This window comes from Ramlibacter sp. WS9 (genome assembly GCF_003797765.1).
Lineage (GTDB): Bacteria > Pseudomonadota > Gammaproteobacteria > Burkholderiales > Burkholderiaceae_C > Ramlibacter.
The window spans coordinates 1-21,951 of record NZ_RKMB01000011.1 but is presented as its reverse complement, the minus strand read 5'-3'; the positions used below and the strand labels follow the sequence as shown (position 1 = coordinate 21,951).

The following is a 21,951-nucleotide window of genomic DNA, read 5'->3' as shown; positions in this document are numbered from 1 at the left end:
CAAGTAGACAGCTCTGTCTACTCCCTCCTAAAAAAAGACACCAAGGACCCGCCATGGAAACCAAGCCGCCCCTGCCCCCGTTCACTCCCGAATCCGCCGCGCAGAAAGTGCGCATGGCCGAAGACGCCTGGAACAGCCGCGACCCGGACCGGGTGGTCCAGGTCTATACAGAAGACACGCGCTGGCGCAACCGCGCCGAATTCCCGGTCGGCCGCGAGCAAGTCCGGCAATTTCTGCAGCGCAAATGGGCGCGGGAGCTGGACTACCGCCTGATCAAGGAGCTGTGGGCTTGCGGCGGCAACCGCGTCGCGGTGCGCTTTGCGTACGAATGCCATGACGACTCGGGCCAGTGGTTCCGCAGCTACGGCAACGAGAACTGGGAGTTCAACGAGCAGGGCCTGATGCAGCGGCGCTTCGCCAGCATCAACGACTTGCCGATCGCCGAGGCGGACCGCAAATTCCATTGGCCGCTGGGCCGCCGGCCCGACGCCCACCCAGGCCTGAGCGAATTGGGCCTCTGAGGTGCGAGGCGGCTCGGGCCGCGCACCAACGTGGCACAGCCATTGCTTGGGCTTCGCCCCATGCACGCCGACGCCTTGCACCTTCTTCGGCCCGCCAGCCTGACGGCCGGGCCGGTTTCGCAGCCGCTTTGGCAAAACCAGCTGGGGCTGCTGCTGGAATCGACCGGCGAGGGCATCTTCGGCGTCGACCTGGCCGGCCATTGCGTCTTCATCAACCGGGCCGGCGCCCGCCTGCTGGGGTTCGAGCCGGTGGAGGTGCTCGGGCGCAACATGCACGAGCTGACGCATCACTCGCACGCCGACGGCAGCCACTACCCCGACACCGACTGCCCCATCTTCAACGCCTTTCGCCAGGGCCTGCCCTGCCGCATCGACAGCGAGGTGTTCTGGCGGCGTGACCACACTTCCTTTGCGGTGGAGTACTCCAGCCACCCCATCATCGACGGCAGCCAGGTGCGCGGCGCGGTCATCACCTTCGTCGACATCACCGAGCGCAAGCGCGCCGCCGACGCCCTGCAAAAGGCCAAGGCCGAACTGGAATTGCGGGTGGCCGAGCGCACGCGCGAGCTGTCGGCGGCCCTGGCCCAGCAGCGCGAGCTGGCCGCCTACTCCGAGAACGTGCGCGAGGAAGAGCGCACCCGCATCGCCCGCGAGGTGCACGACGAACTGGGCAGCCTGCTGGTGGCACTGAAGATGGACGTCAACTGGCTGGACAAGCGGCTCGGCGAACAGCCCGGCCGCACCGCCGACGCGGCCCAGGCCATGCGCGAACGCATGCGCTGCAAATGCCAGAACATGAGCCGCCTGATCGAGAGCGCCGTCGACAATGTGGGCCGCATCATCACCGACCTGCGCCCCAGCATCCTGGACCACCAGGGCCTGTGGGCGGCGCTGGAGTGGCAGGCGCATGAGTTCGTCCAGTCGGCTGAGCTGGAACTGGAGTGGGACATGCAGGCCGCCGATGCGGCGGATCTGCCCGAGCCGTCGGCGATGGCGGTGTTCCGCATCTTCCAGGAGTTGCTGAGCAACGTGGGCCGGCATGCGCAGGCCAGCCGCGTCACGGTTCGCATCGCCGCGGACGCCGAGCGTTTGAGGATCACGGTGGAAGACAACGGCAACGGCGCCTCGCCGGAAGCCTTCGAGTCGCGCACCGCCTACGGCGTGATGGGCATGCGCGAGCGGGCCCGGCAGCTGGGCGGGCACATCGCCATCGCCAGTGAGGTCGGGCACGGCTCGGCTTTCACGCTGGTATTGCCGCTGCGCCATGGATAGCAGTGCGCAAGCGCGCATCCGTGTGCTGCTGGGGGACGATCACCGCATCGTGCGGGAGGGGCTCAAGCAGGTGCTGGCCGACGCGCCCGACATCGACGTGCGGGCCGAGGCGATAGACGGCCTCGAGGTGATGCGGCAAGTGGCGGCCTTCGGCGGGCCCGATGGGCTGGACGTGGTGCTGCTCGACATCGCCATGCCGGGCCGCGACGGCCTGGACGTGCTGCAGGAGCTGCGCCAGGCCTGGCCGCGGCTGCCGGTGCTGATGCTCAGCACCTACCCGGAACGGCAGTACGCGGTGCGCTGCATCAAGATGGGCGCGGCAGGCTACCTGAACAAGAGTGCCGACCCCGACGACATGATCGCCGCGGTGCGCAAGGTGGCGGCCGGCGGCATGTTCGTCACCGCCGCCACCGCGGAGGCGTTGGCCACCGCGGTCGGCATGTCAGGCGCCAAAACGGGGCCTGAAGCCTTGTCGCATCGGGAATACCAGGTGTTCCGGCTCCTTACTTCGGGGCATAGCGTGAGCGAAATTGGTGCGCAACTGCAGCTGGCGCCCAATACAGTGAGCACCTACCGGGCGCGCATCCTGGAAAAGACCGGCACCAAGAACGACGTGGAGCTGGCTTTGTACGCGGAAAGGCATGGCAAGGGCAGCCGTTTGTAGGGCTGCCACTACAAGGCCTAGACGCGGCGGGAGTGATTTCCCGCAGCCGGCCCTCTTGCGGGGCAAACGGGCGTGACGCTTGCGACGGGCAAGTCATCTTCAAACGAGGTGACCCATGTCCAAGCCCTACGACGCCTACGATGCCGACCGTCCCCTGATGCTGCGCTGCGCCTGCGGCCAGGACCACGCCCCCGGCGAACACGCGCAGGCGGCCAGCGAAGAAGAGCTGTCGCACAGCTTCATGGAAGCCAGCCTCGTCAAGGCGCTGTTCCCGGTCGACGCCGTGCGGCGTGGCTTCCTGAAGGCGGTGGGCGCCAATACGGCGCGCGCGGCCATCGCCTCCGTGCTTCCCATCGCGTCGCTGCAAGCGATGGCGCAGGAGCGGGGTTCGCTGGAGAAGAAGGATCTGAAGATCGGCTTCATCGCCATCACCTGCGCGACGCCGCTGATCATGGCCGACCCCCTGGGCTTCTACAAGCAACAGGGCCTGAACGTGCAGCTGAACAAGACGGCGGGCTGGGCGCTGATCCGCGACAAGATGCTGAACAAGGAGCATGACGCTTCGCACTTCCTGTCGCCGATGCCGCTGGCGATCTCGATGGGCCTGGGCTCGACGCAGGTGCCGATGAACGTGGCGACCATCCAGAACACCAACGGCCAGGCCATCACGCTGCACGTCAAGCACAAGAACAACCGCGACCCCAAGAGCTGGAAGGGCTTCAAGTTCGCCGTGCCTTTCGAGTACAGCATGCACAACTTCCTGCTGCGCTACTACCTGGCGGAGAACGGCATCAACCCCGACACCGACGTGCAGATCCGCGTGACGCCGCCGCCCGAGATGGTGGCCAACCTGCGCGCCGGCAACATCGACGGCTTCCTGGGCCCGGACCCGTTCAACCAGCGCGCGGTGTATGACGAAGTCGGCTTTATCCACATCCTGTCCAAGGAAATCTGGGACGGCCACCCCTGCTGCGCCTTCGGCGTCAGCGAGGAATTCATCCAGAAGAACCCGAACACGTTCGCCGCGCTGTACCGCGCCATCATCACCTCGTCGCTGATGGCCAGCCAGCCCAAGGACCGCGAGCTGATCGCCAAGGTGATCTCGCCCACCCAGTACCTGAACCAGCCCGAGACGGTGCTGGCCCAGGTGCTGACCGGCAAGTTCGCCGACGGCCTGGGCAACATCCGAACCGTGCCGGACCGCGCCAACTTCGACCCCGTGCCCTGGCAGAGCATGGCGGTGTGGATGCTCACGCAGATGAAACGGTGGGGCTACATCAAGGGCGAGGTCAACTACAAGCAGATCGCCGAGCGCGTTTTCATGCTCACCGACGCGAAGAAGCAAATGGCGGCGGCCGGCTGGAAGGCGCCCGATGGCACGGGCAAGAAGTTCAAGGTGATGGGCAAGGAGTTCGACCCGGCCAAGCCCGAGGAGTACGTCAAGAGCTTCGCCATCAACAAGATGAGCGCCGCGTGAAATCCTTGAATTTCAAGGCGGCGCTGGTGTCGCTGCTCCTGTTCGCGCTGTTCCTGGGCATCTGGTACACGGCCACGCAGCCGGGCGCAGTGGGCGGCGCTTCCGGCGCTATGTCGGCCGAGCAGGCCGAATACAACAAGATGATGGGCAAGGACGCCGGCAGCGGCAAGACCACCGGCTTCCCCACGCTGGGCCAGATGGGTTCCACTTTCGTGAAGCAGCTGAGTGACCCGTTCTACGACAACGGCCCCAACGACAAGGGCATCGCCATTCAGCTCGGGCACTCGCTGATGCGTGTCGGCCTGGGCTTCCTGCTGGCATGCGCAGTGGCGATTCCCCTGGGCTTCATCATCGGCATGTCGCCGCTGCTGCGAAAAGCGTTCGACCCGTTCATCCAGGTCCTGAAGCCGATCTCGCCGCTGGCCTGGATGCCGCTGGCGCTGTACACGATCAAGGACTCGTCGATCTCCGGCGTGTTCGTGATCTTCATCTGCTCGGTCTGGCCGATGCTGATCAACACGGCCTTCGGCGTGGCCTCGGTCAAGCGCGAATGGCTCAACGTCGCCAGCACGCTGGAAGTCAAGCCGCTGCGCAAGGCCTTCCTGGTGATCCTGCCGGCCGCGGCGCCCACCATCCTGACGGGCATGCGCATCAGCATGGGCATCGCCTGGCTGGTGATCGTGGCGGCCGAGATGCTGGTGGGCGGCACCGGCATCGGCTACTTCGTGTGGAACGAGTGGAACAACCTGTCGCTCACCAACGTGATCTTCGCCATCCTGGTGATCGGCGTGGTCGGCATGCTGCTGGACCTCGCGTTCGCACAGTTCCAGAAATGGGTGACGTATGTTGAATGACCTGGCCGCCGTCATGCCCGACCTGCGCCAGGACCCGGCGCTGCACGGCTTCCTCAAAGTCGAGGGCCTGTCCAAGTCCTTCGTCCCCGGCAAACCGGTCTTCGCCGACGTGTCGTTCACGCTCGACAAGGGCGAGTTCGTCTGCATCATCGGCCACTCGGGCTGCGGCAAGACCACCATCCTGAATGTGCTGGCGGGCCTGGACACAGCGAGCTCCGGCAACGTCTTCATGGACGGCCGCGAGGTCGCCGGCCCCAGCCTGGAGCGCGGCGTGGTGTTCCAGAGCCATGCGTTGATGCCCTGGCTCACGGTGCGCAAGAACATTGCCTTCGCGGTGGAGTCGCGCTGGCCGGAGTGGAACCGGGCGCAGGTCGTGGAGCACGTCGAGAAATTCGTGGCGATGGTGGGCCTCCTCGCCGCCATCGACAAGAAGCCGTCGCAGCTGTCGGGCGGGATGAAGCAGCGCGTGGGCATCGCCCGCGCCTTCGCGATCCAGCCCAAGATGTTGCTGCTGGACGAGCCCTTCGGCGCGCTGGATGCGTTGACGCGCGGCACCATCCAGGACGAGCTGATGGCCATCGTGCGGCAGACGCACCAGACGGTCTTCATGATCACGCACGACGTGGACGAGGCCATTCTGCTGGCCGACCGCATCCTGCTGATGAGCAACGGAACCGAAGGCGCGGGCGGCTATTCACCCGGCGGCATCGCCGAGGTCGTCACCAACACGCTGCCCCGGGCGCGCTCGCGCGCCGGCCTGCACCACCTGCCCGGCTACTACGAGCTGCGCAACCACATCGTCGATTTCCTCGTCACCCGCGCCCTGGCGGGACCCAGCACTCAAACTTGAAGGAGCCAATATGAACCGCAACGACGTCACCGAAAAAATCATCACCGCCAAAGTGTCCAAGGGCTTGAACTGGGCCGACGTGGCCGCCAAGGTCGGCCTGTCCAAGGAATGGACCACGGCCGCCTGCCTGGGCCAGATGACGCTGAACAGCGAGCAGGCCAAGGTGGTGGGCGAAATCTTCGGCCTGACCGAAGAAGAGCAGAAGTGGCTGAAGGTGGTGCCGTACAAGGGCTCGCTGGTCAGCGCCGTGCCGACCGACCCGCTGATCTACCGCTGGTACGAAATCGTCAACGTCTACGGCACGACCATCAAGGAACTGATCCACGAGGAGTTCGGCGACGGCATCATGAGCGCGATCGACTTCTCGATGGACATCCAGCGCGAGGCCGACCCGAAGGGCGACCGCGTGAATGTGGTGCTCTCGGGCAAGTTCCTGCCTTACAAGAGCTACTGAAGCGGAAAAAGGGCGCCGGGGCGCCCTTGATTCCGGATGCGCGCGTGAATCAGCGGTTGCTGTCGCTGCCGCCGCTGAAGTTGCTGCTGTCGCTCATGCCGGCGCTGCTGCCGATCTTGCGCGCGCGGTTGCTTTCGCTGCGGGCCTGGCCGCCTTTGCGGCCGGCTTCACGTGCCTCTTCGGACGTGAACTCGTGCGCGGTGCCCTTCTCATGGGCGGCGCGCCCACCTTCGCTGGCGATTTCGCGCTGGCGCTGTGGATCCATCGAGGCAAAGCCCCGGTTGGACTTGCCCTGTTTCTTTTCCTGCATGCTCTGGTTGTCGGGTGCCATGACTTGAATCCTTCCTGATAAACGCGTGGGTGATTCATGGCCAGCGCTAAAACCGGCCATGACCCCATTGAGCGTTCGTCACGCTTTCACACTCGTCAGTAAGTCAAGCACGACAGTGTAGGACGAGACCTTGCCCAGTTACGATTGGTTGCTATGAATTCAGTAGCGTGATGGGGGCCAAACGGCCCAGAAGGGCCGTCGCGGAGGTGGGGTCGCGCATCTCGACCTGGTTGTCCTTCAGGTTCGAGATGAGGCGCGCCACCTGCGCGCCGGACGGCTGCACCGGGCCAAAGAAGCGCGGGCGCGTACCCTGCGCAATGAGCAGTGTGGGAAAGGTTTCGACGTCCACGTCGCCCATGGCCTGGGCCTCGTCCTCGACGTCGATCCACGCGAATTGCACGTCAGGGTGCGAGGCCGCCGCCTCGTCGAAGATGGTGCGCCATTCGCGGCACACGCCGCACCATTGCGCGCACAGGCAGATCACCGACCAGTCTTTCATCCGGCCAGTTTAAGCAATCCGCCAGGATCGTTCAGGAGTAGGTGACCCAGTCCTTGTATTCTTCTGCGTCAAGATGAGGAACAGCGTTGTAGCAAACCAGCATGTGACGCTTGGGCGTGAAGGCGAACTCGGTGATCGAGCTGTTGCGGATGCGCAGGTTCAACTCGATGGTGGCGTCCGCGCCCGTGCCCAGCACGTAGCCCACGGCGGTGGCGATCGGCCCGCCGCTGGTGACCATCAACACGTTCTTGCCGTAGTGATTGGCGCGCACATGATCGAGCGCACTCGACACGCCCGTGACGAAATCGTCGTAGCTGGGCATGCCCTTGGGGCTGACCACGCCCGCCATCCACTGCGCGAGGCCGTCGCGCAGCAGACGGAAGTGGTGCCGGTACATCTCGGGCGACGTGGGCTTCTCCAGCTTGTGCGGATGGATGGTGGCGATCACCGCTTCGCTGTCGTATTCGTTGAGGCCTTCCCACGAGAGATGTTCGCCCTCGTGGTTCATCCCCTGGAGGATGCCCTCCAGCGTCTGCTTGTGGCGGCGCAGGGTGCCGGCGATGAGGCCGTCGAAGTGGATGCCCTTGCGGGCAAAGTATTCACCGAGCCGGACGCTCTGCTTGTGGCCGAGGTCGCTGAGCTGGTCGTAGTCTTCGGCGCCAAAGGATGCCTGGCCGTGCCGAACGAGATAGAGAGTTCCCATTGGGCGGATTCTGGACTTCGGCGCAAGGGCGCGAAGTCACGCCCGCGACCAGAAGCTGCGCAGGCGACAAGACGCCGTAGAACTACTTACTCGCAAGCACCCGCGCGAACACTGCGGTGTCCACGTTGCCGCCGGTGAGCGCGACGCCCACCGTACGGCCACGCCAGCGTTCGCGTTGCTGCGTTGCAGCAGCGATGCCGGCGGCGCCTGCGCCTTCCGCCACGTTGTGCGTGTCGGCGAAGAGCACGCGCATGGCCTGCGCCACCTCGTCGTCCGTGACCGTGATCACGTCTTCCGCTTCGCGCAGCACCACTTCCAGAGCTTCTTCGTCAGCGATTCGGCACGCCATGCCGTCGGCCAGCGCGGTCGTCACGGGCGCCTCCACCACGCGGCGTGCGCGGAAGGAATCCAGATAGGTCGTCGCGTGCGCGGACACGACACCGATGAGCGCAGAGCGCGCACCGGTGTGCGCACGTGCCGCGGCGGCCGCGCAAAAACCCGAGCCTTGCCCGATGGGAACGAACACCACGTCCGGTTCCTCGCCGCGCGGAAAGCTTTCGAAGAATTCCAGCCAACAGGTCATCACGCCCTTGACCACGTCGTGGTGGAACGACGGGACCATGTGCAGGCGCCGCTCCGACGCGATGGACATGGCGTACTCCCTGGCCGCCTGGAAGTCGTCGCCATGTTCGATCAGCTCCACGCCCAGTGCCCGCATCGCGGCGTTCTTCTCGACCGAGTTGCCGTGCGGCACGACGATGGTGGCGGACATGCCGTACCTGCGCGCGGCGGCGCCGACCGACTGGCCGTGGTTGCCGCGCGTGGCGGTGATGACGCCCTTGACGTCACCGCGGCCCGCAGCGAGACCGGCGAAATAGGTCAGCCCGCCGCGCACCTTGAAGGCACCGGCCGGCGTGTGGTTCTCGTGCTTGACCCAGACCTTCGCGCCCAGGCGCTCGCGCAGCAGGGGCCAGGCGTATTGCGGCGTCGGCGGCATCACGGCGTAGACGGCCTGCCGCGCCGCTTCGATTTCTTCGGGTTTGAAATTCATCAGGTACCTGCCGATTCGAGGATGACGGTGCCCTTGGGCGTGGACAGCGTCGCCACCAGGTTCGGCGGGCCTTGTTCGACCGTCACGCCTTCCAGGCCGATGGCCGCATGCGCCGCCTGCAGATCGGCCAGGCGCGGGTGCGCGGCGTGCAGCGATTGCAAAGCCAGCCCCGACGACGGCATCGCGTCGGCGGGATGCGCGTCGCCCCATTCGATCAGCGTGGGCAGCGCGCCGTAGAAAAGGCGCTGGCCGTCTTCGCGCACGCTGATCTGCCAGCGCAGCATGCTCTCGGGCGTCGGCCGCTCGGCGTGGATCAGGGGGCCGCGGTCAATGCCCAGGCGGTGCAGCGCCTTGAGCGCCGGAGATGCCTCCGTCGTGCTGGCGACGAAGTGCACCAGCCGCGGCTGTTGGCGCACTGCCTCACGCAGTTCCGGGTCATCCAGGTCGAACCAGCGCGGACGGCCCGGCGCCTTCGCGTCAGGGTTGATGGCGATGATCTCGAAGTACGCGCGCGGATAGCTTTCGCTGGCGATCTTCAGCAACCGGTTGTGCGTGCCCATGAACGGGTGTTCGCCGCCCGCGCGCGGCGTCACGCCCAGGATGGCCTCGCACCACTGGACGCCTTCGTCCAGTGTTTGCGCCGCCACGACCAGATGGTCGACCCGGGAGCGGGAGGAAGGTGTCACAGCGTCACCGTTCCCGTGATGCAGGTGACCGACTCGCCGCCCACCCAGACCTGGCCGGCATCGTCGCGCTCGATGTGGACGCGCCCGGCGCGATCCAGGCACTGGCCCTGCGCGGCGAGGTAGCGTTCCGGCATGTGTCTGTCTTCGATCAGCCATTGCGCCAGGCTGGCATTCAGGCTGCCGGTGACCGGGTCCTCGGGCACGCCGAAGGCAGCGGCGAAAAAGCGCACCTCGAGCTGCGGGGCGCCCGGTTCGGGCGTGGGATAGGCCGCCGCCACGCCAATCCCCAGGCCCAGGTTCTTCAGCTGGAGATGGTTGGGCGCCAGGCCCAGCACCGTCTGCGGGCTGTCGAGCAGCAGGGCGAGCCACACCGGCCCGTTGTCCAGCGTCTGGGCGGCGACCACCTGGATGGCTTTGAGGCCAAGGGCCGACGCGACCTGCGCGAGCACCGCGGGGCTGGGCGCGCTGCGCTTGAGAGAAGGCGCAGCGAAGGCGAGGCGCAGCGCGGCCTGTCCTGAGCCTGTCGAAGGGTCGCGGCGCAGCTTGACCAGCCCCTTCTTGCATTGCTGCACGATGAATTCGCGTCCACGCGGCTTGCCGCCGGCTTCGAGCCAGGCGTGGCAACTGCCCAACGTGGGGTGGCCCGCGAAGGGCAGTTCGCCTCCGGGCGTGAAGATGCGCACGCGGTAGTCGGCTGCGTCGTCGTCGGGCGGCAGCAGGAAGGTGGTTTCCGACAGGTTGGTCCAGGCGGCGAAGTGCTGCATTTCGGCGTCGGACAAACCGGTGCCGTCGAGCACCACCGCCAGCGGGTTGCCACGGTACGCGGTGGCGGTGAACACGTCGACTTGCTTGAAGTTGCGTTGTTGCATGGTGATCTCTATGGCGAAGTGCGTCAGGAAAGAGGAAGGTCGAGCACGCCGCGCGACGCGGGGTTCGACAGGATGCCCTGGTACCAGCGCTCGAGGTTCGGGCGCTCCGGGCGTTGCAGCGGCAGGCCGTGCCAGCGATGGATCTCGCAGGCGATCGGGATGTCGGCCATGGTGAAGCTGTCGCCGGCCATGAATGGGCGTTGCGCGAGATGGGCGTCCAGCACGTCCAGCAGCGGCTCCGTCGCGGCAATCGATTGCGCGATCACGTCCTGGTTCCGCTTTTCCGGCGCGGTCCGCAGGAGCTGCACGAAGGCACCGCGGCCTGCGGGGTTGAGCGTGGTCTGCTGCCAGTCCATCCAGCGTTCGGCGTCGAAGCGTGCTTCGAGCTTCTCCGGATACAGACTTCCGGCACCGTGCTTGGCGCACAGGTAGCGCACGATCACGTTCGATTCCCACAGCACGAAGCCGCCGTCCTCGATCACCGGGACCAAGCCGTTGGGGTTCTTGCCCAGATATTCCGGCGTATTGACGATGCCGAACTCATGGCCCGCGTCGACGCGCTCGAACGGGACTTGCAGCCACTGCGCGGCCAGCACCGCCTTGCGCACGTTGATGGACGACAGCCGTCCCCAGATCTTCAGCATCGCTTCACGCCCCCTTGCCCAGTAGCTCGCCCAGTTGCTCGCGAATCGCAGCGGCCAGCGCCGCGATGCCGATGTCGATCTGCTCCACACTGGCCGTCACGAACGACAGGCGCAAGCAGCGCGGATCGGCCGCGCCGGCGTAGAAAGCCGCACCGGGGACGAACGCCACGCCCTTGTCCACCGCCTTGGGCAAGAGGTCGATGGCGCTCGCGCCTTCCGGCAGGCGTGCCCACAGGAACATGCCGCCGTCGGGTGTGTTCCATTGCACATCCAGCCCTTGCATCTCGCGTTGTAGCGCGGCCAACATCGCATCGCGTTGCGACTTGTAAAGCGCGCGGATGGTCGGCACGTGGCGATCGAGGAAGCCGTCCTTCATCACTTCGGCCACCATGCGCTGGTTGAAGCTGGGGCTGTGCAGGTCGGCCGCCTGCTTCGCCTGCAGCAGCTTGGGGTAGAGCGCCTTGGGCGCGACGATGAAGCCCAAGCGCAGGCCCGGCGCGAGGATCTTGGAGAACGAGCCCAGGTAGACGCAGCCTTCCGGGTTGCGCGCGGTGAGCGGCAGGGGCGGCGGGGCGTCGAACCACAGGTCGCCGTACGGGTTGTCTTCGACGATGGGCAGGCCCAGTTCAACGGCGCGGCGAGACAGGGCGGCGCGGCGCTGCTCGCTCATCGTGCGGCCGGTGGGGTTCTGGAAATTGGGCAGCACGTACAGGAAGCGCGCCGTATTGACGGACGCACCTGCTTGCATTTCAGCGCAGGCCTTGTCGGCGAGATCGTCGATGTCCACGCCTTCGGCGTCGCTGGCCACGCTCACGACTTCGGGCTCCATCGGCGCGAACGCCTGCAGCGCGCCCAGGTACGTGGGTGTCTCCACCAGGATGCGCGAGCCGGCGTCGATCAACACCTTGGCGACCAGATCCAGCCCTTGCTGCGAGCCGGTGGTGATGAGGACCTGCGCCGGGTCGACCTTCCACGGCAGCATGGCGGCGACCATTTCCCGCAGCGGCGCGTAGCCTTCGCTGGCGGCGTACTGCAGCGCGGCGGAGCCGTCCTCGCGCAGCACTTTTTCGCAGGCAGCGGCGAACTCGCTGACCGGGAAGGTCTTGGGCGACGGCAGGCCCCCGGCGAAACTGATGATGCCGGGGCGCTCCGTGACCTTGAGGATCTCGCGAATGACGGAAGGATTCATCTTCTCGGCTCGCGCGGCCAGCACCCATTGCGTGTGTTGCAGGTCGTTCAGTTTCATGGCGGTCTCCTAGGGGTGGTGGCAAAGGGAAAGGGTTGTAGGTTCAGGCGGCGGCGCGCACCGGCATTTTCTTGCCGATGAAGACGACGGCGATCACGGCGAGGGCGAAGCCGAGCGTCAATGCGTCGAGCGATTCGCCCAGCAGGGGCACGGCGAACAGCATGCCGAGGAAGGGCTGGATCAGTTGCACCTGGCTCACGCGCACCGTGCCGCCCAGGGCGAGGCCGCGGTACCAGGCAAAGAAGCCCAGCCACATCGAGAACACGGCGACGTAGGCGAAGCCCCACCAGGCCGCGGTATTCAATGCGGCTTGCGGGCGGGTGAGCAAGGCGAGCGGAGCGGTGAGCGGCAGTGCGATCACCAGGGCCCAGCAGATCACGTGTTCGGCGCGCATGCGCTGGGACAGGCGCGCGCCCCAGCCGTAACCGACGGCGGCGCAGGCCATCGCGCCGAGAAGCAACGCGTCGGCCGGCTTGATGGAGATGCCGCCGCCGCTGCCGGACCGGATCATCGCGAAGGCCACCACCAGCACGCTGCCGATCGCCGCGCAGATCCAGAAGCCCGTGGAAGGGCGCTGGCGGTGCAACCATGCACCGACCGCAGCCGTGGCCAGCGGGAGCACGCCCACAATCACGCTGGCGTGCACAGCTTCGACATGGCGCATTGCCACCGACGTGAGCAGCGGAAAGCCGAACACCACGCCGGCGGAAGTGATCACAAGCGGCAGCCAGTCCTCGCGCCGCGGCCAGGGCGCGCGCGTGGCCAGCAGGAAGATCGCCGACAGGACGGCCGCTACGACAGCCCGGCCGAGCGCGATGAACACGCCGGACATCTGGGGCGCTTCCGGCGTGCCCACGGCCAGCCGCGTCATCGGAAGTGTCAGCGCGAAGATTGTCACGCCGAGTGCGCCCAGCCACAGGCCTTTGGTCTCTTCCGGCCTCATACCGTCACCATCCAGGCGGCCGTCAGCACTAGCACCAGGGCCAGTGCACGGTTGAACCACAGCAAGCGTGCGCCGTGCGCGAGCCATTGCCGCAACAGAGAGCCGACCAGTGCATACAGAAAGTTGCTGCTGAAGGCGAAGGCCATCGTCACCGCGCTGATGATCGCCAGGCGCTGGCCGGGGTTGGCGGCCGGCTGGCCGGCGGCGTTCACCACCCAGCCGGCCGTGAGCGTCAGCGCCATCATCCAGGCCTTGATATTGAGGAACTGCATGCCCACGCCTTGCGCGAAGGTCACTTCCAGCCGCGAGTCGTCGACCCGCGCGAGCTGCGCGGCGCTGGCGAGCTTGAACGCCAGCCACAACATGTAGCTCGCGCCGACCCCCTTGATCGCCCAGGTCAATGCCGGGACGCTCGTGACCAGAGCGCCCAGGCCCAGGCCGCTCGCCACCATCAGCAGCGTCCAGCCGGCGGGCACGGCAAAGCAGAACCGCAATGCGCGCTTCAGGCCGTGGTTGGCCGCGAGGGCGGTGGACAGCGTGGTGTTGGGGCCGGGCGAGAAGCTCATCGCGGCGCAGAACAGCAGCAGGGCGAGGAATTCGCCGGCGGTCATTGGGGGGCTTGCCTGTTCATGTGGATCACTGTAGTCTGTGCGGCCAATACACGACCAGTACAGTTGTCCAGTTCAGTTGGATATCTGTACTGCCCGAAACGCCAATACACAAGGACGCTCACGATGTTGATGAAAGCTTCCTCGCAGTCGCTCACCGACCAGCTGTCGTCCCGCTTTTCCCAGCGTATCCGCGATCGGCTGCTGGCGCCCGGCGCGCGCCTGCCCTCGGTGCGGCAATGCGCGCAGCAGCACGCCGTGAGCCCATCCACGGTGGTGGCGGCGTATGACCAGCTTCTCGCCCAGGGCCTGGTGGAAGCCCGCAAGAATCGCGGCTTCTTCGTGCGTGAGAGCCGCGGCGAAGCTGCGCCGGCATCGCCGGGCGCGGCAGCCCGTGAGGAGGTGGTGACGGCCTGGACCACGGCCACCGGCCTTTCCGGCACGCGCAGCTACGTACCGATCGACGCGACGGCGCTGATTCGCGGCATGTTCCACAAGGTCAGCAACAAGCCGCAGCCGGGCATGGGCGTCTTCCCGCCAGAATGGCTGGAGTCGACCTTCATGCCCGCGGCGGTGCGCAAGGTGACCAGCACGCGCGCGCTGCAGGAGTTCTCGCTCCAGTACGGCGAGCCGATGGGCGACAGCGGCCTGCGCCGCGTGCTGTCGAAGAAGCTGGCCTCACTGTCGTTGCACGCCGCGCCGGAAGCCATCATCACCACCGTCGGCGCCACGCACGCGCTGGACATCGTGAGCCGCACGTTGCTGCGCGCGGGCGACCATGTGATGGTGGAGGAGCCGGGCTGGGCGGTGGAATTCGCACGGCTGAACGCGTTGGGCATGCGCCTGCTGCCGGTGCCGCGCGGGCCGGAGGGGCCGGACCTGGCGGTGATGGCGCGCTACTGCGAGGAGCACCAGCCCAAGCTCTACGTCAGCGTCAGCGTGTTCCACAACCCGACGGGCTACTGCCTGTCGCCGGGCAGCGCGCACCGCATGCTGCAGCTGGCCAACCAGCACAACTTCCACATCGTCGAGGACGACACCTACAGCCACATCGCGCCCGAGCATGCGACGCGCCTGTGCGCGCTGGACGGCCTGCAACGCACGATCTACGTCAGCGGCTTCGCGAAGATTCTGGCGCCCAACTGGCGCGTGGGTTTCCTGGCCGCCAACCCCGCGCTGATCGAGCGTTTGCTCGACACCAAGCTGCTGGCGACACTGACTACACCCGCGCTGCTGGAGAAGGCGCTGGCGCTGTGCATGGAGCAGGGCCAGCTGCGCCGGCACGCCGAGCGCATCCGCACCCGCCTGGACGCGGCGCGCAGCCGCAGCGTGAAGCTCGCGCTCAACGCAGGCTGCACCTTTGCGGCCGAGCCCGCCGGCCTGTTCGGCTGGGTGGACACGGGGGTGGACACCGACGCGTTGGCGCAGCGCATGCTCGACGAGGGCTACCTGCTGGCGCCGGGCGCGCTGTTCCACGCCGAGCGCAAGCCCAGCACGCTGATGCGCATCAACTTCACCACCACGCAGGAAGCCGCGTTCTGGAAGAAGTACTCGGAGATCGTGAAACGGATGTGAGCTCCGCGCTCAGAGCATCTCGTCGGGCGCGAAGGGCGCGATCAGGCCTGACAGCATCCTGAGCTTGGCGCCGGCGTCTGGCTCCTTGTGGCTGTCCTTGAATGCTGCGCCGGGCGGTGCGCGCCACACCAGTTGCCCGCCGCCGTCGACGTGCACGCGGTAAGCCCCGTTGGCGAACGTCGCTTCCACCTGTCGCGTGGCGCGCTGAGACAGCGCCGTGCTGCGGATCACCAGGGCAACTTCGCTGTTCTTGCGCTGCGAGCGCAGGTCGAGGTTCATGGAGCCGATCACCGCCAGGCGGTTGTCGATGATGAACGCCTTGGAGTGCAGGCTGGCGCGCGAGGTCGCGCTCTTGGAGCCGGCGCCGCCGCCTCTTCCGCCGCCCGCGCCCGAGCCGATACCGTAGCTCATGCCCGCGGAGCCCGTCTCGCCGGCCTCGCCGGCGCGCATTTCGCACAGCTCGATGCCCATCGCGACCAGGTCCTTGCGGTAGCGCGCATAACCCGCGTGCGCGGCCACTGCGTCGTTGGACGCCAGCGAATTGGTCAGCACACGGATGCGCACGCCCTTGGCGCGCATCTGGCGGAACAGTTCCATGATCGGCTTACCCGGCACGAAATACGGCGACACCACCAGGACGTCCTGCTTGGCCAGTTGCATGAGCTGAAGCAGGCCGTCGACGGCTGTTTCGCCGGCGTCCGCTTCGTCGTTGCCCGGGCCGATCTTGCCGGGCTGGTCGACCAGGATCAGCGCCGGAGCCCAGTTCAGCGGCACGCGCCGCAGGTCCATGGAACCGAGCACGGGGCCGACAGCCGCCGTGGCGCTGGTGTCGGGCAGGATGGAGCTGGTGACCGTCGGCTTGGGCGCGCTGGCGGCCGCCGTCGGGATCGGCCCGGCAGCAGGGGCTTTCGACGGATCGGCGGTGGGCGTGGCCAGCGGCTTGCGCAGCCGCTCCAGGTCCTCGGCCGAGACCAGCGTCTGCATCGGATAGGCCAGTTCGTCGTTCCAGTAGCGGTCGAAGCTCGTCGACATGTCGCGGACGATCCGCCCCACGGCCAGCACCTCGAGGTCGAGGAACATGCTTTTGCCGTCGCCGCCGAAATATGCGTCGCCCAGGTTGCGCCCGCCTGTGATGCCCATGGCGTTGTCGGCGATGAACAGCTTGTTGTGCATGCGCTTCTGGACCCGCTCCATGTCGTGCATCGAGGTGAGGATGCGACCGAACAGGGAGCCGCGCGAGCCGGGCAGCGGGTTGAACAGGCGCATCTCGACGTTCGGCTCGAAGGCCAGTCGCAGCACCTGCGCGTCCTCGCCGACCGTGTTGAAGTCGTCCATCAGGATTCGCACCCGCACGCCGCGCCGCGCCGCATCGCGCAGGTGCTGCAGCAGGATTTCGGTGGAGTTGTCGGCGTGGATGGCGTAATACTGCAGGTCGAGCGTGCGCTGGGCCGCGTCGATCAGTGCAAGGCGGCTGCCGAATGCGGCCTCCACCGTGTCGAGCAGGTTGAAGCCGGAGTCGGCGCGGGCCTTGTCCTGTGTCTTGCGCTCCAGCACCAGGCGGCCCAACGCGGTTTGGTCGGGCGCATCAAAGGCTTTTGAGGCGGTGCGGGCGGTGTTGGCCGGCAAGCTGGCACAGCCCGCGGCCCACGTCAGAAGCAGTCCGGCGGTGAGCCAGCGCAATGCCGCGGCCCACGAAGTGTGGGGGAGGCGGTGGGAGCGGCCGGGTGCGGAAAGGTGCTGCATGACGGTGCAGCCACTCTACCCCGCAGCCCTGTGGTGGTGCGGTCCGTCTGGGTCAGCCGTAGTCGCCAGTCGCTGACGGACGAATGCTTACATGCTGCCCAGGGATTCCCAGCGTTCCATCGCGGCCAGCAGTTCATTGTCGATCTGCGCATTGCGCTCAGACAGGCGGGTCGCGCGCTGAGGATCGTCGGCGTAGATGCTGGCATCGGCGAGTTCCTCGTGGATTGCGCCTTGTTCTTTTTCCAGTGCCTCGATCAGTGCCGGGAGTGCCTCCAGCTCGCGCTGTTCCTTGTAGCTCAGCTTCTTCTTGGCGGCCGCATGGGCAGCCGCCGGCTTGGCGACCGGGTCCTGCACAGCACGCGGCGCGGCTGGCGCACTTGCCAGTGCCAGCGCCTGCGAACGGCGCGATTGCGTCAGCCAATCCTGCACACCGCCTTCGTACTCGCGCCACAGGCCGTCGCCCTCGAACACGATGGTGCTGGTGACGACGTTGTCGAGGAACGCGCGGTCGTGGCTCACGAGGAACACCGTGCCGTCATAGTTCTGCAGCAGGTCTTCCAGGAGCTCGAGGGTGTCGATGTCGAGATCGTTGGTGGGCTCGTCCAGCACCAGCACGTTGGCGGGCCGGGCAAAAAGCCGCGCAAGCAGCAGGCGGTTGCGCTCGCCGCCGGAAAGCGATCGTACGGGCGAGCCGGAACGCGCCGGCGAAAAGAGGAAATCGCCCAGGTAGCTCTTGACGTGCTTGCGCTGGTTGCCGATCTCGATCCACTCGCTGCCGGGGCTGATGAAATCTTCCAGCGTGGCATCCAGATTCAGCGCGTCGCGCATCTGGTCGAAATATGCGACCTGCAGGTTCGCGCCTTGCCGCACCTTCCCGCTGTCGGCCGCGAGTTCGCCCAGGATCATCTTGAGCAACGTGGTCTTGCCGGCGCCATTGGGGCCGATCAGGCCGACCTTGTCGCCGCGCAGGATGGTGCCCGTGAAGTCGCGCACGATGTTCTTTTCACCGAACGACTTGCTCACCTTGGTGAGCTCGGCCACGATCTTGCCGCTTGGCATTCCCGACGCGACGTCCAGGCGCACGCTGCCGAGGGCCTCGCGGCGCGCTTCGCGGCGCGCCCGAAGCGTTTGCAGGCGCGTGATACGGCCCTGCGCACGTGTGCGCCGCGCCTCCACGCCCTTGCGGATCCACACTTCTTCCTGTGCCAGCAGCTTGTCGGCCTTGGCGCTGATGACCGCCTCTTGCGCCAGCTGCTCCTCTTTCTGGAACTGGTATTGGGTGAAGTTGCCGGGGTACGAACGGAGCTTGCCGCGGTCCAGCTCCAGGATGCGGGTGGCGACGCGGTCCAGGAAGGTGCGGTCGTGGGTGATGGTGACGACGCTACCCTTGAAGTCGATCAGCAGGTTCTCGAGCCACTCGATGGAGTCCAGGTCCAGATGGTTGGTCGGCTCGTCCAGCAGCAGGACGTCGGGACGGCGAACCAGGGCCTGGGCCAAAGCGACGCGCTTCTTGGTGCCGCCGGACAGCGTGCTGACCACGAGATCCTTGTCAAGGTGCAGGCGGTGAAGCGTTTCTTCGACCCGCTGCTCCCAGTTCCAGCCGTCCTGAGCCTCGATCGCGCTCTGGAGTTTGTCCAGATCGCCCTGGCCATGCGTGTACTGGTCGATGAGGGCGATCACGTCGGCCACGCCCGCAAGCGTCGCCTGGAAAACCGTGGCGGTGGCGTCGAGCAATGGCTCCTGCGCGACATAGGCGCTGCGCAACCCTTGTTGCAATTGCAACGTTCCGTCATCGGCCTTTTCCAGGCCGGCGAGGATCTTGAGCAGCGAGGATTTGCCCGCGCCGTTGCGCCCGATCAGGCCGACGCGTTCGCCGGTCTCCAGGGCGAAATCGGTGTGATCGAGCAGGGGCACGTGGCCGAAGGCCAGTTGTGCGTTGAGGAGGGTAATGAGTGCCATGAAGGGCGCGATTATCCGGGTAGCGGCTGGAGCGGGCCCTCTATCGCCTCCGGACGGGCCTCTATATAGTCGTCGCACGCTGGGCAAAGCCCCAAGGAGGCGGAGTGGAATTGCAAATCAATGGCAAGGCCGTACAGGCCGATGCCGAACCCGATATGCCCCTGTTGTGGGTGCTGCGGGACGTGCTCAATATGACGGGGACCAAGTTCGGCTGCGGCGTCGCCGCGTGCGGCGCATGCACCGTGCGCGTGGATGGCCAAGCGGTGCGCTCTTGCGTCACGCCGGTCGCCAGCGTGGCGGGCAAGCGCATCCAGACGATCGAGTCGTTGGGTGCTCCGGGCAAACCTCACGCCCTCCAGGCGGCGTGGATTGCCGAGCAGGTCCCGCAGTGCGGCTATTGCCAGAGCGGCATGCTGATGGCGGCGGCGGCCCTGCTGGAGAAGACGCCCAAGCCCACGGACGCGCAGATCGACGAGGCCATGACCAATATCTGCCGCTGCGGCACCTACCAGCGTGTGCGGATGGCGATCAAGCGGGCTGCCGGGGTCAAAGCATGAAGCGGCGGATGATGCTGCTGACTGCGGCGGGTGCCGCAGGGGTGCTGGTCGTCGGCTGGGGCGCGTTGCCGCAGCGCTCTCGCCTCGGTTCGGCGAGGCTGATGCTGCCGGCCGAGGGCCATTTCGCGCTGAATGGCTGGATCAAGATCGCCACTGATGGCACCGTGATCCTCGCGATGCCGCGCAGCGAGATGGGGCAGGGCGTCCATACGTCATTGCCCATGCTCGCGGCGGAGGAACTGGACGTGCCGTTGTCGGCGGTGCGCATCGAGCAGGCAGGATCGGACACGATCTACGGCAACGTGGCCATGCTCGTGGCGAGTCTTCCTTTTCATCCGCTGGAGGCCGAGAACGAGGATGGGTTCGGACGCGTCAAGGCGGGTCACTGGGTGGTCGGCAAGCTGGCACGCGAGTTGGGTATCAATGCGACGGGTGGATCGTCCAGCGTGGCCGATGCCTGGGAGGTGGTCCGGATGGCCGCCGCCACCGCCCGGGCATCCCTGCTGGGGGCTGCGTCCCTGCAGTGGAGGCTGCCGGCCGAGGAACTGACGGTCAAGGCTGGGGTGATCTCCCACCCCAGCGGGAAGTCGGTGGGTTATGGCGAGATGGCGAAGCTTGCGTCGGCGACACCCCCCGGGGCGGTGCGGCTCAAGGATCGCAAGGACTGGAAGCTGATCGGTCAGCCGGCGGCGCGCCTCGATGTGCCGTCAAAGGTCGACGGCACGGCGCGCTTCGGACTCGATGTGCGCCCGCCCGGCATGAGGTTCGCCGCGATCCGGCTGTGCCCGATGCTGGGCGGTTCACCGGGCCAGATCAACGCAGACAAGGCACTCGCCATGTCCGGTGCCGAACGCCTGGTGCGGCTGCCCGCGTATGCCGGCTCTACCGCGGGCTTCGCTGTGGTGGGCAAGAGCTACTGGCACGCGAGCCGCGCGGTCAAGGCAGTCGAAGTCGAGTGGCGCCAGCGACCCCGGGGGCCGCTGGATTCCCGGCAGATCGATACCGGACTGGAAGCGGCAGTGCGGACGGCCGATGGCTATGTCTTTCACGAGCAGGGCGACACGCAGGCCGCCGAGCGGCAGGCCGCACGCAAAGTCGAGTCCTGGTATCGCGCGCCTTATCTGGCCCACGCGACCCTGGAGCCGATGAATTGCACGGCCCAGGTCAAGGACGGCAAGGTGGAAATCTGGGTGCCCACGCAGGTCCCCCAGATGGCGCGAGCCATCGCGGCGCGGGTGGCTGGCGTGTCTGTCGATGAGGTCAAGGTGCACCTGACGCTGCTGGGCGGAGGTTTCGGGCGACGGCTGGAAGTGGACTATGTCGCGCAAGCGGTGCGTGTGGCAATGGACTGCGGTGGGGCGCCGGTGCAGCTGATCTGGTCGCGCGAAGAAGACACCGCCCATGACTTCTACCGGCCCATGCATGTGGCGATGCTGCGCGCCGCGATCGACGGCCAGGGCAACGTTGCGAGCCTGCGGATCACCTCGGCGGGCGATGCGATCACGCCGCGCTGGATGGCTCGGGGCCTGCCCGCGCTCTCGGGGCCGGTTGATACGCCAGACAAAACGACCGCGGAGGGGCTGTTCGACTTGCCGTACGGCTTTGCCCATCAACACATGGAGCATGTCGCTACCCGCATGGGCGTGCCCGTTGGGTTCTGGCGGTCGGTCGGCCATTCCCATAACGCGTTCTTCTCGGAGAGCTTTATGGATGAGCTTGCCGCAGAGACGCGCCAGGACCCGGTCGAATTCCGCCGCAAGCTGCTCAGAGGCGCTCCGCGGTACCTGGCTGTCCTGAATCTGGCGGCCGAGAAGGCCGGCTGGGGGCGCAAGCTGCCTGCCGGCCGCGCACTGGGGGTGGCCCTGCACGAATCGTTCGGGTCGATCGTCGCGCAGGTGGCCGAGGTTTCTGTTGAAGGCGGCAAGCCACGCGTCCACCGCGTTGTGTGCGCTGTCGATTGCGGTACGGTCGTCAATCCCAACATCGTGGCTCAGCAGATGGAGAGCTCTGTCATCTTCGCGCTCACCGCGGCGTTGCATGGGAGGATCGACATCCACGACGGTGTGGTGCAACAGGGGAACTTCCCCAGCTACCCCATGGTCACAATGTCCCAGGCGCCGCAGGTGGAAACCTGGCTCGTCGCGAGCCAGCGCCCGCCCGGGGGCGTTGGTGAGCCAGGGGTACCGCCGCTGGCACCTGCTGTTGCCAATGCCCTGTTCGCTTTGACGGGTGTGAGGCAGCGCACTTTACCGCTGCTGCCTTCGGGCCCATTGAAACAAAGTTGAGCGGAAGTTGGGCAGCCCCGAAATTCGTGCCATAATCGCAGGCTCTGCTGAAGACGACGCGAAAGCGGCGGGTGCGGCGGAAAAAAAGAAAATCGAGTTTGACTGGTGATCAAAAACTGGTATAGAATTCAAGGCTCAGCTGATCGCAGCTAAGCGGCAA

At 66.6% G+C, this 21,951-nt stretch carries 22 protein-coding genes; 10 read left to right on the top strand and 12 right to left on the bottom strand.

Going from position 1 to position 21,951, the window contains the following annotated elements; all coding sequences use genetic code 11:
- The first annotated feature begins 53 nt into the window (after window positions 1–53).
- From EEB15_RS17215 to cynS, 7 genes are all read left to right on the top strand, one after another.
- On the top strand, window positions 54–521 hold the full coding sequence (locus EEB15_RS17215; RefSeq protein ID WP_141511111.1) for a nuclear transport factor 2 family protein: 468 nt from the start codon (window positions 54–56) through the stop codon (window positions 519–521).
- Between the two features lie 60 nt (window positions 522–581).
- Complete coding sequence (locus EEB15_RS17210) at window positions 582–1,793, top strand: PAS domain-containing sensor histidine kinase (RefSeq protein WP_141511110.1); 1,212 nt, start codon at window positions 582–584, stop codon at window positions 1,791–1,793.
- Window positions 1,786–2,457 (top strand): response regulator transcription factor, encoded by a 672-nt coding sequence (locus tag EEB15_RS17205; protein WP_141511109.1) that lies wholly within the window; start codon window positions 1,786–1,788, stop codon window positions 2,455–2,457. Before EEB15_RS17210 ends, EEB15_RS17205 begins: the two co-directional genes overlap by 8 nt.
- 115 nt (window positions 2,458–2,572) lie before the next feature.
- Window positions 2,573–3,934 (top strand): CmpA/NrtA family ABC transporter substrate-binding protein, encoded by a 1,362-nt coding sequence (locus tag EEB15_RS17200; RefSeq protein WP_141511108.1) that lies wholly within the window; start codon window positions 2,573–2,575, stop codon window positions 3,932–3,934.
- Window positions 3,931–4,788 (top strand): nitrate ABC transporter permease, encoded by an 858-nt coding sequence (ntrB, locus tag EEB15_RS17195; RefSeq protein ID WP_141511107.1) that lies wholly within the window; start codon window positions 3,931–3,933, stop codon window positions 4,786–4,788. The genes EEB15_RS17200 and ntrB overlap by 4 nt, the downstream gene beginning before the upstream one ends.
- Complete coding sequence (locus tag EEB15_RS17190) at window positions 4,778–5,638, top strand: ABC transporter ATP-binding protein (protein ID WP_141511106.1); 861 nt, start codon at window positions 4,778–4,780, stop codon at window positions 5,636–5,638. The genes ntrB and EEB15_RS17190 overlap by 11 nt, the downstream gene beginning before the upstream one ends.
- A 10-nt stretch (window positions 5,639–5,648) precedes the next feature.
- Window positions 5,649–6,092: a cyanase gene (gene cynS, locus EEB15_RS17185; protein WP_141511105.1), complete on the top strand. Its 444-nt coding sequence runs from the start codon at window positions 5,649–5,651 to the stop codon at window positions 6,090–6,092.
- A gap of 49 nt (window positions 6,093–6,141) precedes the next feature.
- On the opposite strand, the gene EEB15_RS17180 is transcribed toward cynS, so the two are convergent.
- The 10 genes from EEB15_RS17180 to EEB15_RS17135 all read right to left on the bottom strand — a co-directional run bounded on the left by EEB15_RS17180 (window position 6,142) and on the right by EEB15_RS17135 (window position 13,675).
- Entirely contained in the window at window positions 6,142–6,423 is a 282-nt protein-coding gene (locus EEB15_RS17180; protein ID WP_233259522.1) for a KGG domain-containing protein, read from the bottom strand.
- A 151-nt stretch (window positions 6,424–6,574) separates the two neighbouring features.
- Complete coding sequence (locus EEB15_RS17175; RefSeq protein ID WP_141511104.1) at window positions 6,575–6,922, bottom strand: thioredoxin family protein; 348 nt, start codon at window positions 6,920–6,922, stop codon at window positions 6,575–6,577.
- Window positions 6,923–6,953: 31 nt separating this feature from the next.
- Window positions 6,954–7,625: a histidine phosphatase family protein gene (locus EEB15_RS17170; RefSeq protein WP_141511103.1), complete on the bottom strand. Its 672-nt coding sequence runs from the start codon at window positions 7,623–7,625 to the stop codon at window positions 6,954–6,956.
- Window positions 7,626–7,707: 82 nt separating this feature from the next.
- On the bottom strand, window positions 7,708–8,676 hold the full coding sequence (locus EEB15_RS17165; RefSeq protein WP_141511102.1) for a threonine dehydratase: 969 nt from the start codon (window positions 8,674–8,676) through the stop codon (window positions 7,708–7,710).
- Window positions 8,676–9,362 (bottom strand): VOC family protein, encoded by a 687-nt coding sequence (locus tag EEB15_RS17160; protein ID WP_141511101.1) that lies wholly within the window; start codon window positions 9,360–9,362, stop codon window positions 8,676–8,678. Before EEB15_RS17160 ends, EEB15_RS17165 begins: the two co-directional genes overlap by 1 nt.
- A complete protein-coding gene (locus EEB15_RS17155; protein WP_141511100.1) occupies window positions 9,359–10,231 on the bottom strand; it encodes a PhzF family phenazine biosynthesis protein in 873 nt (290 codons plus the stop codon). The genes EEB15_RS17160 and EEB15_RS17155 overlap by 4 nt, the downstream gene beginning before the upstream one ends.
- 23 nt (window positions 10,232–10,254) lie before the next feature.
- Entirely contained in the window at window positions 10,255–10,875 is a 621-nt protein-coding gene (locus EEB15_RS17150) for a glutathione S-transferase family protein (RefSeq protein ID WP_141511099.1), read from the bottom strand.
- A 4-nt stretch (window positions 10,876–10,879) separates the two neighbouring features.
- Window positions 10,880–12,121 (bottom strand): PLP-dependent aminotransferase family protein, encoded by a 1,242-nt coding sequence (locus tag EEB15_RS17145; RefSeq protein WP_141511098.1) that lies wholly within the window; start codon window positions 12,119–12,121, stop codon window positions 10,880–10,882.
- 43 nt (window positions 12,122–12,164) lie between these two features.
- Window positions 12,165–13,064, bottom strand: a complete 900-nt coding sequence (locus tag EEB15_RS17140; RefSeq protein WP_141511097.1) for a DMT family transporter — start codon at window positions 13,062–13,064, stop codon at window positions 12,165–12,167.
- On the bottom strand, window positions 13,061–13,675 hold the full coding sequence (locus EEB15_RS17135; RefSeq protein ID WP_141511096.1) for a LysE family translocator: 615 nt from the start codon (window positions 13,673–13,675) through the stop codon (window positions 13,061–13,063). The genes EEB15_RS17140 and EEB15_RS17135 overlap by 4 nt, the downstream gene beginning before the upstream one ends.
- Before the next feature lie 123 nt (window positions 13,676–13,798).
- Here EEB15_RS17135 and EEB15_RS17130 point away from each other — a divergent pair, with 123 nt between their 5' ends.
- Complete coding sequence (locus EEB15_RS17130) at window positions 13,799–15,247, top strand: PLP-dependent aminotransferase family protein (RefSeq protein WP_141511095.1); 1,449 nt, start codon at window positions 13,799–13,801, stop codon at window positions 15,245–15,247.
- A 9-nt stretch (window positions 15,248–15,256) separates the two neighbouring features.
- On the opposite strand, the gene EEB15_RS17125 is transcribed toward EEB15_RS17130, so the two are convergent.
- Both EEB15_RS17125 and EEB15_RS17120 read right to left on the bottom strand, forming a co-directional pair.
- The gene (locus tag EEB15_RS17125; RefSeq protein ID WP_141511094.1) at window positions 15,257–16,990 is read right to left on the bottom strand and encodes a phospholipase D family protein; all 1,734 of its coding nucleotides are present in this window, start codon (window positions 16,988–16,990) and stop codon (window positions 15,257–15,259) included.
- Window positions 16,991–17,077: 87 nt separating this feature from the next.
- Window positions 17,078–18,949, bottom strand: coding sequence for an ATP-binding cassette domain-containing protein (locus EEB15_RS17120; RefSeq protein ID WP_141511093.1), 1,872 nt, complete (start codon window positions 18,947–18,949; stop codon window positions 17,078–17,080).
- 104 nt (window positions 18,950–19,053) lie between these two features.
- On the opposite strand from EEB15_RS17120, the gene EEB15_RS17115 reads away from it, so the two are divergent.
- Window positions 19,054–19,506 (top strand): (2Fe-2S)-binding protein, encoded by a 453-nt coding sequence (locus EEB15_RS17115; RefSeq protein WP_141511092.1) that lies wholly within the window; start codon window positions 19,054–19,056, stop codon window positions 19,504–19,506.
- Entirely contained in the window at window positions 19,503–21,791 is a 2,289-nt protein-coding gene (locus EEB15_RS17110) for a xanthine dehydrogenase family protein molybdopterin-binding subunit (RefSeq protein WP_141511091.1), read from the top strand. The genes EEB15_RS17115 and EEB15_RS17110 overlap by 4 nt, the downstream gene beginning before the upstream one ends.
- Window positions 21,792–21,951 lie beyond the last annotated feature (160 nt).

Excerpts from the sequence above, each read along its gene's own strand:
- EEB15_RS17145 (WP_141511098.1), bottom strand. The coding sequence starts at position 12,121 with ATGAAACTGAACGACCTGCAACACACGCAATGGGTGCTGGCCGCGCGA.
- EEB15_RS17170 (WP_141511103.1), bottom strand. The coding sequence starts at position 7,625 with ATGGGAACTCTCTATCTCGTTCGGCACGGCCAGGCATCCTTTGGCGCC.
- EEB15_RS17215 (WP_141511111.1), top strand. The coding sequence starts at position 54 with ATGGAAACCAAGCCGCCCCTGCCCCCGTTCACTCCCGAATCCGCCGCG.
- EEB15_RS17200 (WP_141511108.1), top strand. The coding sequence starts at position 2,573 with ATGTCCAAGCCCTACGACGCCTACGATGCCGACCGTCCCCTGATGCTG.
- EEB15_RS17190 (WP_141511106.1), top strand. The coding sequence starts at position 4,778 with ATGTTGAATGACCTGGCCGCCGTCATGCCCGACCTGCGCCAGGACCCG.
- EEB15_RS17155 (WP_141511100.1), bottom strand. The coding sequence starts at position 10,231 with ATGCAACAACGCAACTTCAAGCAAGTCGACGTGTTCACCGCCACCGCG.
- EEB15_RS17180 (WP_233259522.1), bottom strand. The coding sequence starts at position 6,423 with ATGGCACCCGACAACCAGAGCATGCAGGAAAAGAAACAGGGCAAGTCC.
- EEB15_RS17130 (WP_141511095.1), top strand. The coding sequence starts at position 13,799 with ATGTTGATGAAAGCTTCCTCGCAGTCGCTCACCGACCAGCTGTCGTCC.
- EEB15_RS17175 (WP_141511104.1), bottom strand. The coding sequence starts at position 6,922 with ATGAAAGACTGGTCGGTGATCTGCCTGTGCGCGCAATGGTGCGGCGTG.
- EEB15_RS17120 (WP_141511093.1), bottom strand. The coding sequence starts at position 18,949 with ATGGCACTCATTACCCTCCTCAACGCACAACTGGCCTTCGGCCACGTG.
- EEB15_RS17125 (WP_141511094.1), bottom strand. The coding sequence starts at position 16,990 with ATGCAGCACCTTTCCGCACCCGGCCGCTCCCACCGCCTCCCCCACACT.
- EEB15_RS17210 (WP_141511110.1), top strand. The coding sequence starts at position 582 with ATGCACGCCGACGCCTTGCACCTTCTTCGGCCCGCCAGCCTGACGGCC.
- EEB15_RS17165 (WP_141511102.1), bottom strand. The coding sequence starts at position 8,676 with ATGAATTTCAAACCCGAAGAAATCGAAGCGGCGCGGCAGGCCGTCTAC.
- EEB15_RS17135 (WP_141511096.1), bottom strand. The coding sequence starts at position 13,675 with ATGACCGCCGGCGAATTCCTCGCCCTGCTGCTGTTCTGCGCCGCGATG.
- EEB15_RS17205 (WP_141511109.1), top strand. The coding sequence starts at position 1,786 with ATGGATAGCAGTGCGCAAGCGCGCATCCGTGTGCTGCTGGGGGACGAT.
- cynS (WP_141511105.1), top strand. The coding sequence starts at position 5,649 with ATGAACCGCAACGACGTCACCGAAAAAATCATCACCGCCAAAGTGTCC.
- EEB15_RS17140 (WP_141511097.1), bottom strand. The coding sequence starts at position 13,064 with ATGAGGCCGGAAGAGACCAAAGGCCTGTGGCTGGGCGCACTCGGCGTG.
- EEB15_RS17110 (WP_141511091.1), top strand. The coding sequence starts at position 19,503 with ATGAAGCGGCGGATGATGCTGCTGACTGCGGCGGGTGCCGCAGGGGTG.
- EEB15_RS17150 (WP_141511099.1), bottom strand. The coding sequence starts at position 10,875 with ATGCTGAAGATCTGGGGACGGCTGTCGTCCATCAACGTGCGCAAGGCG.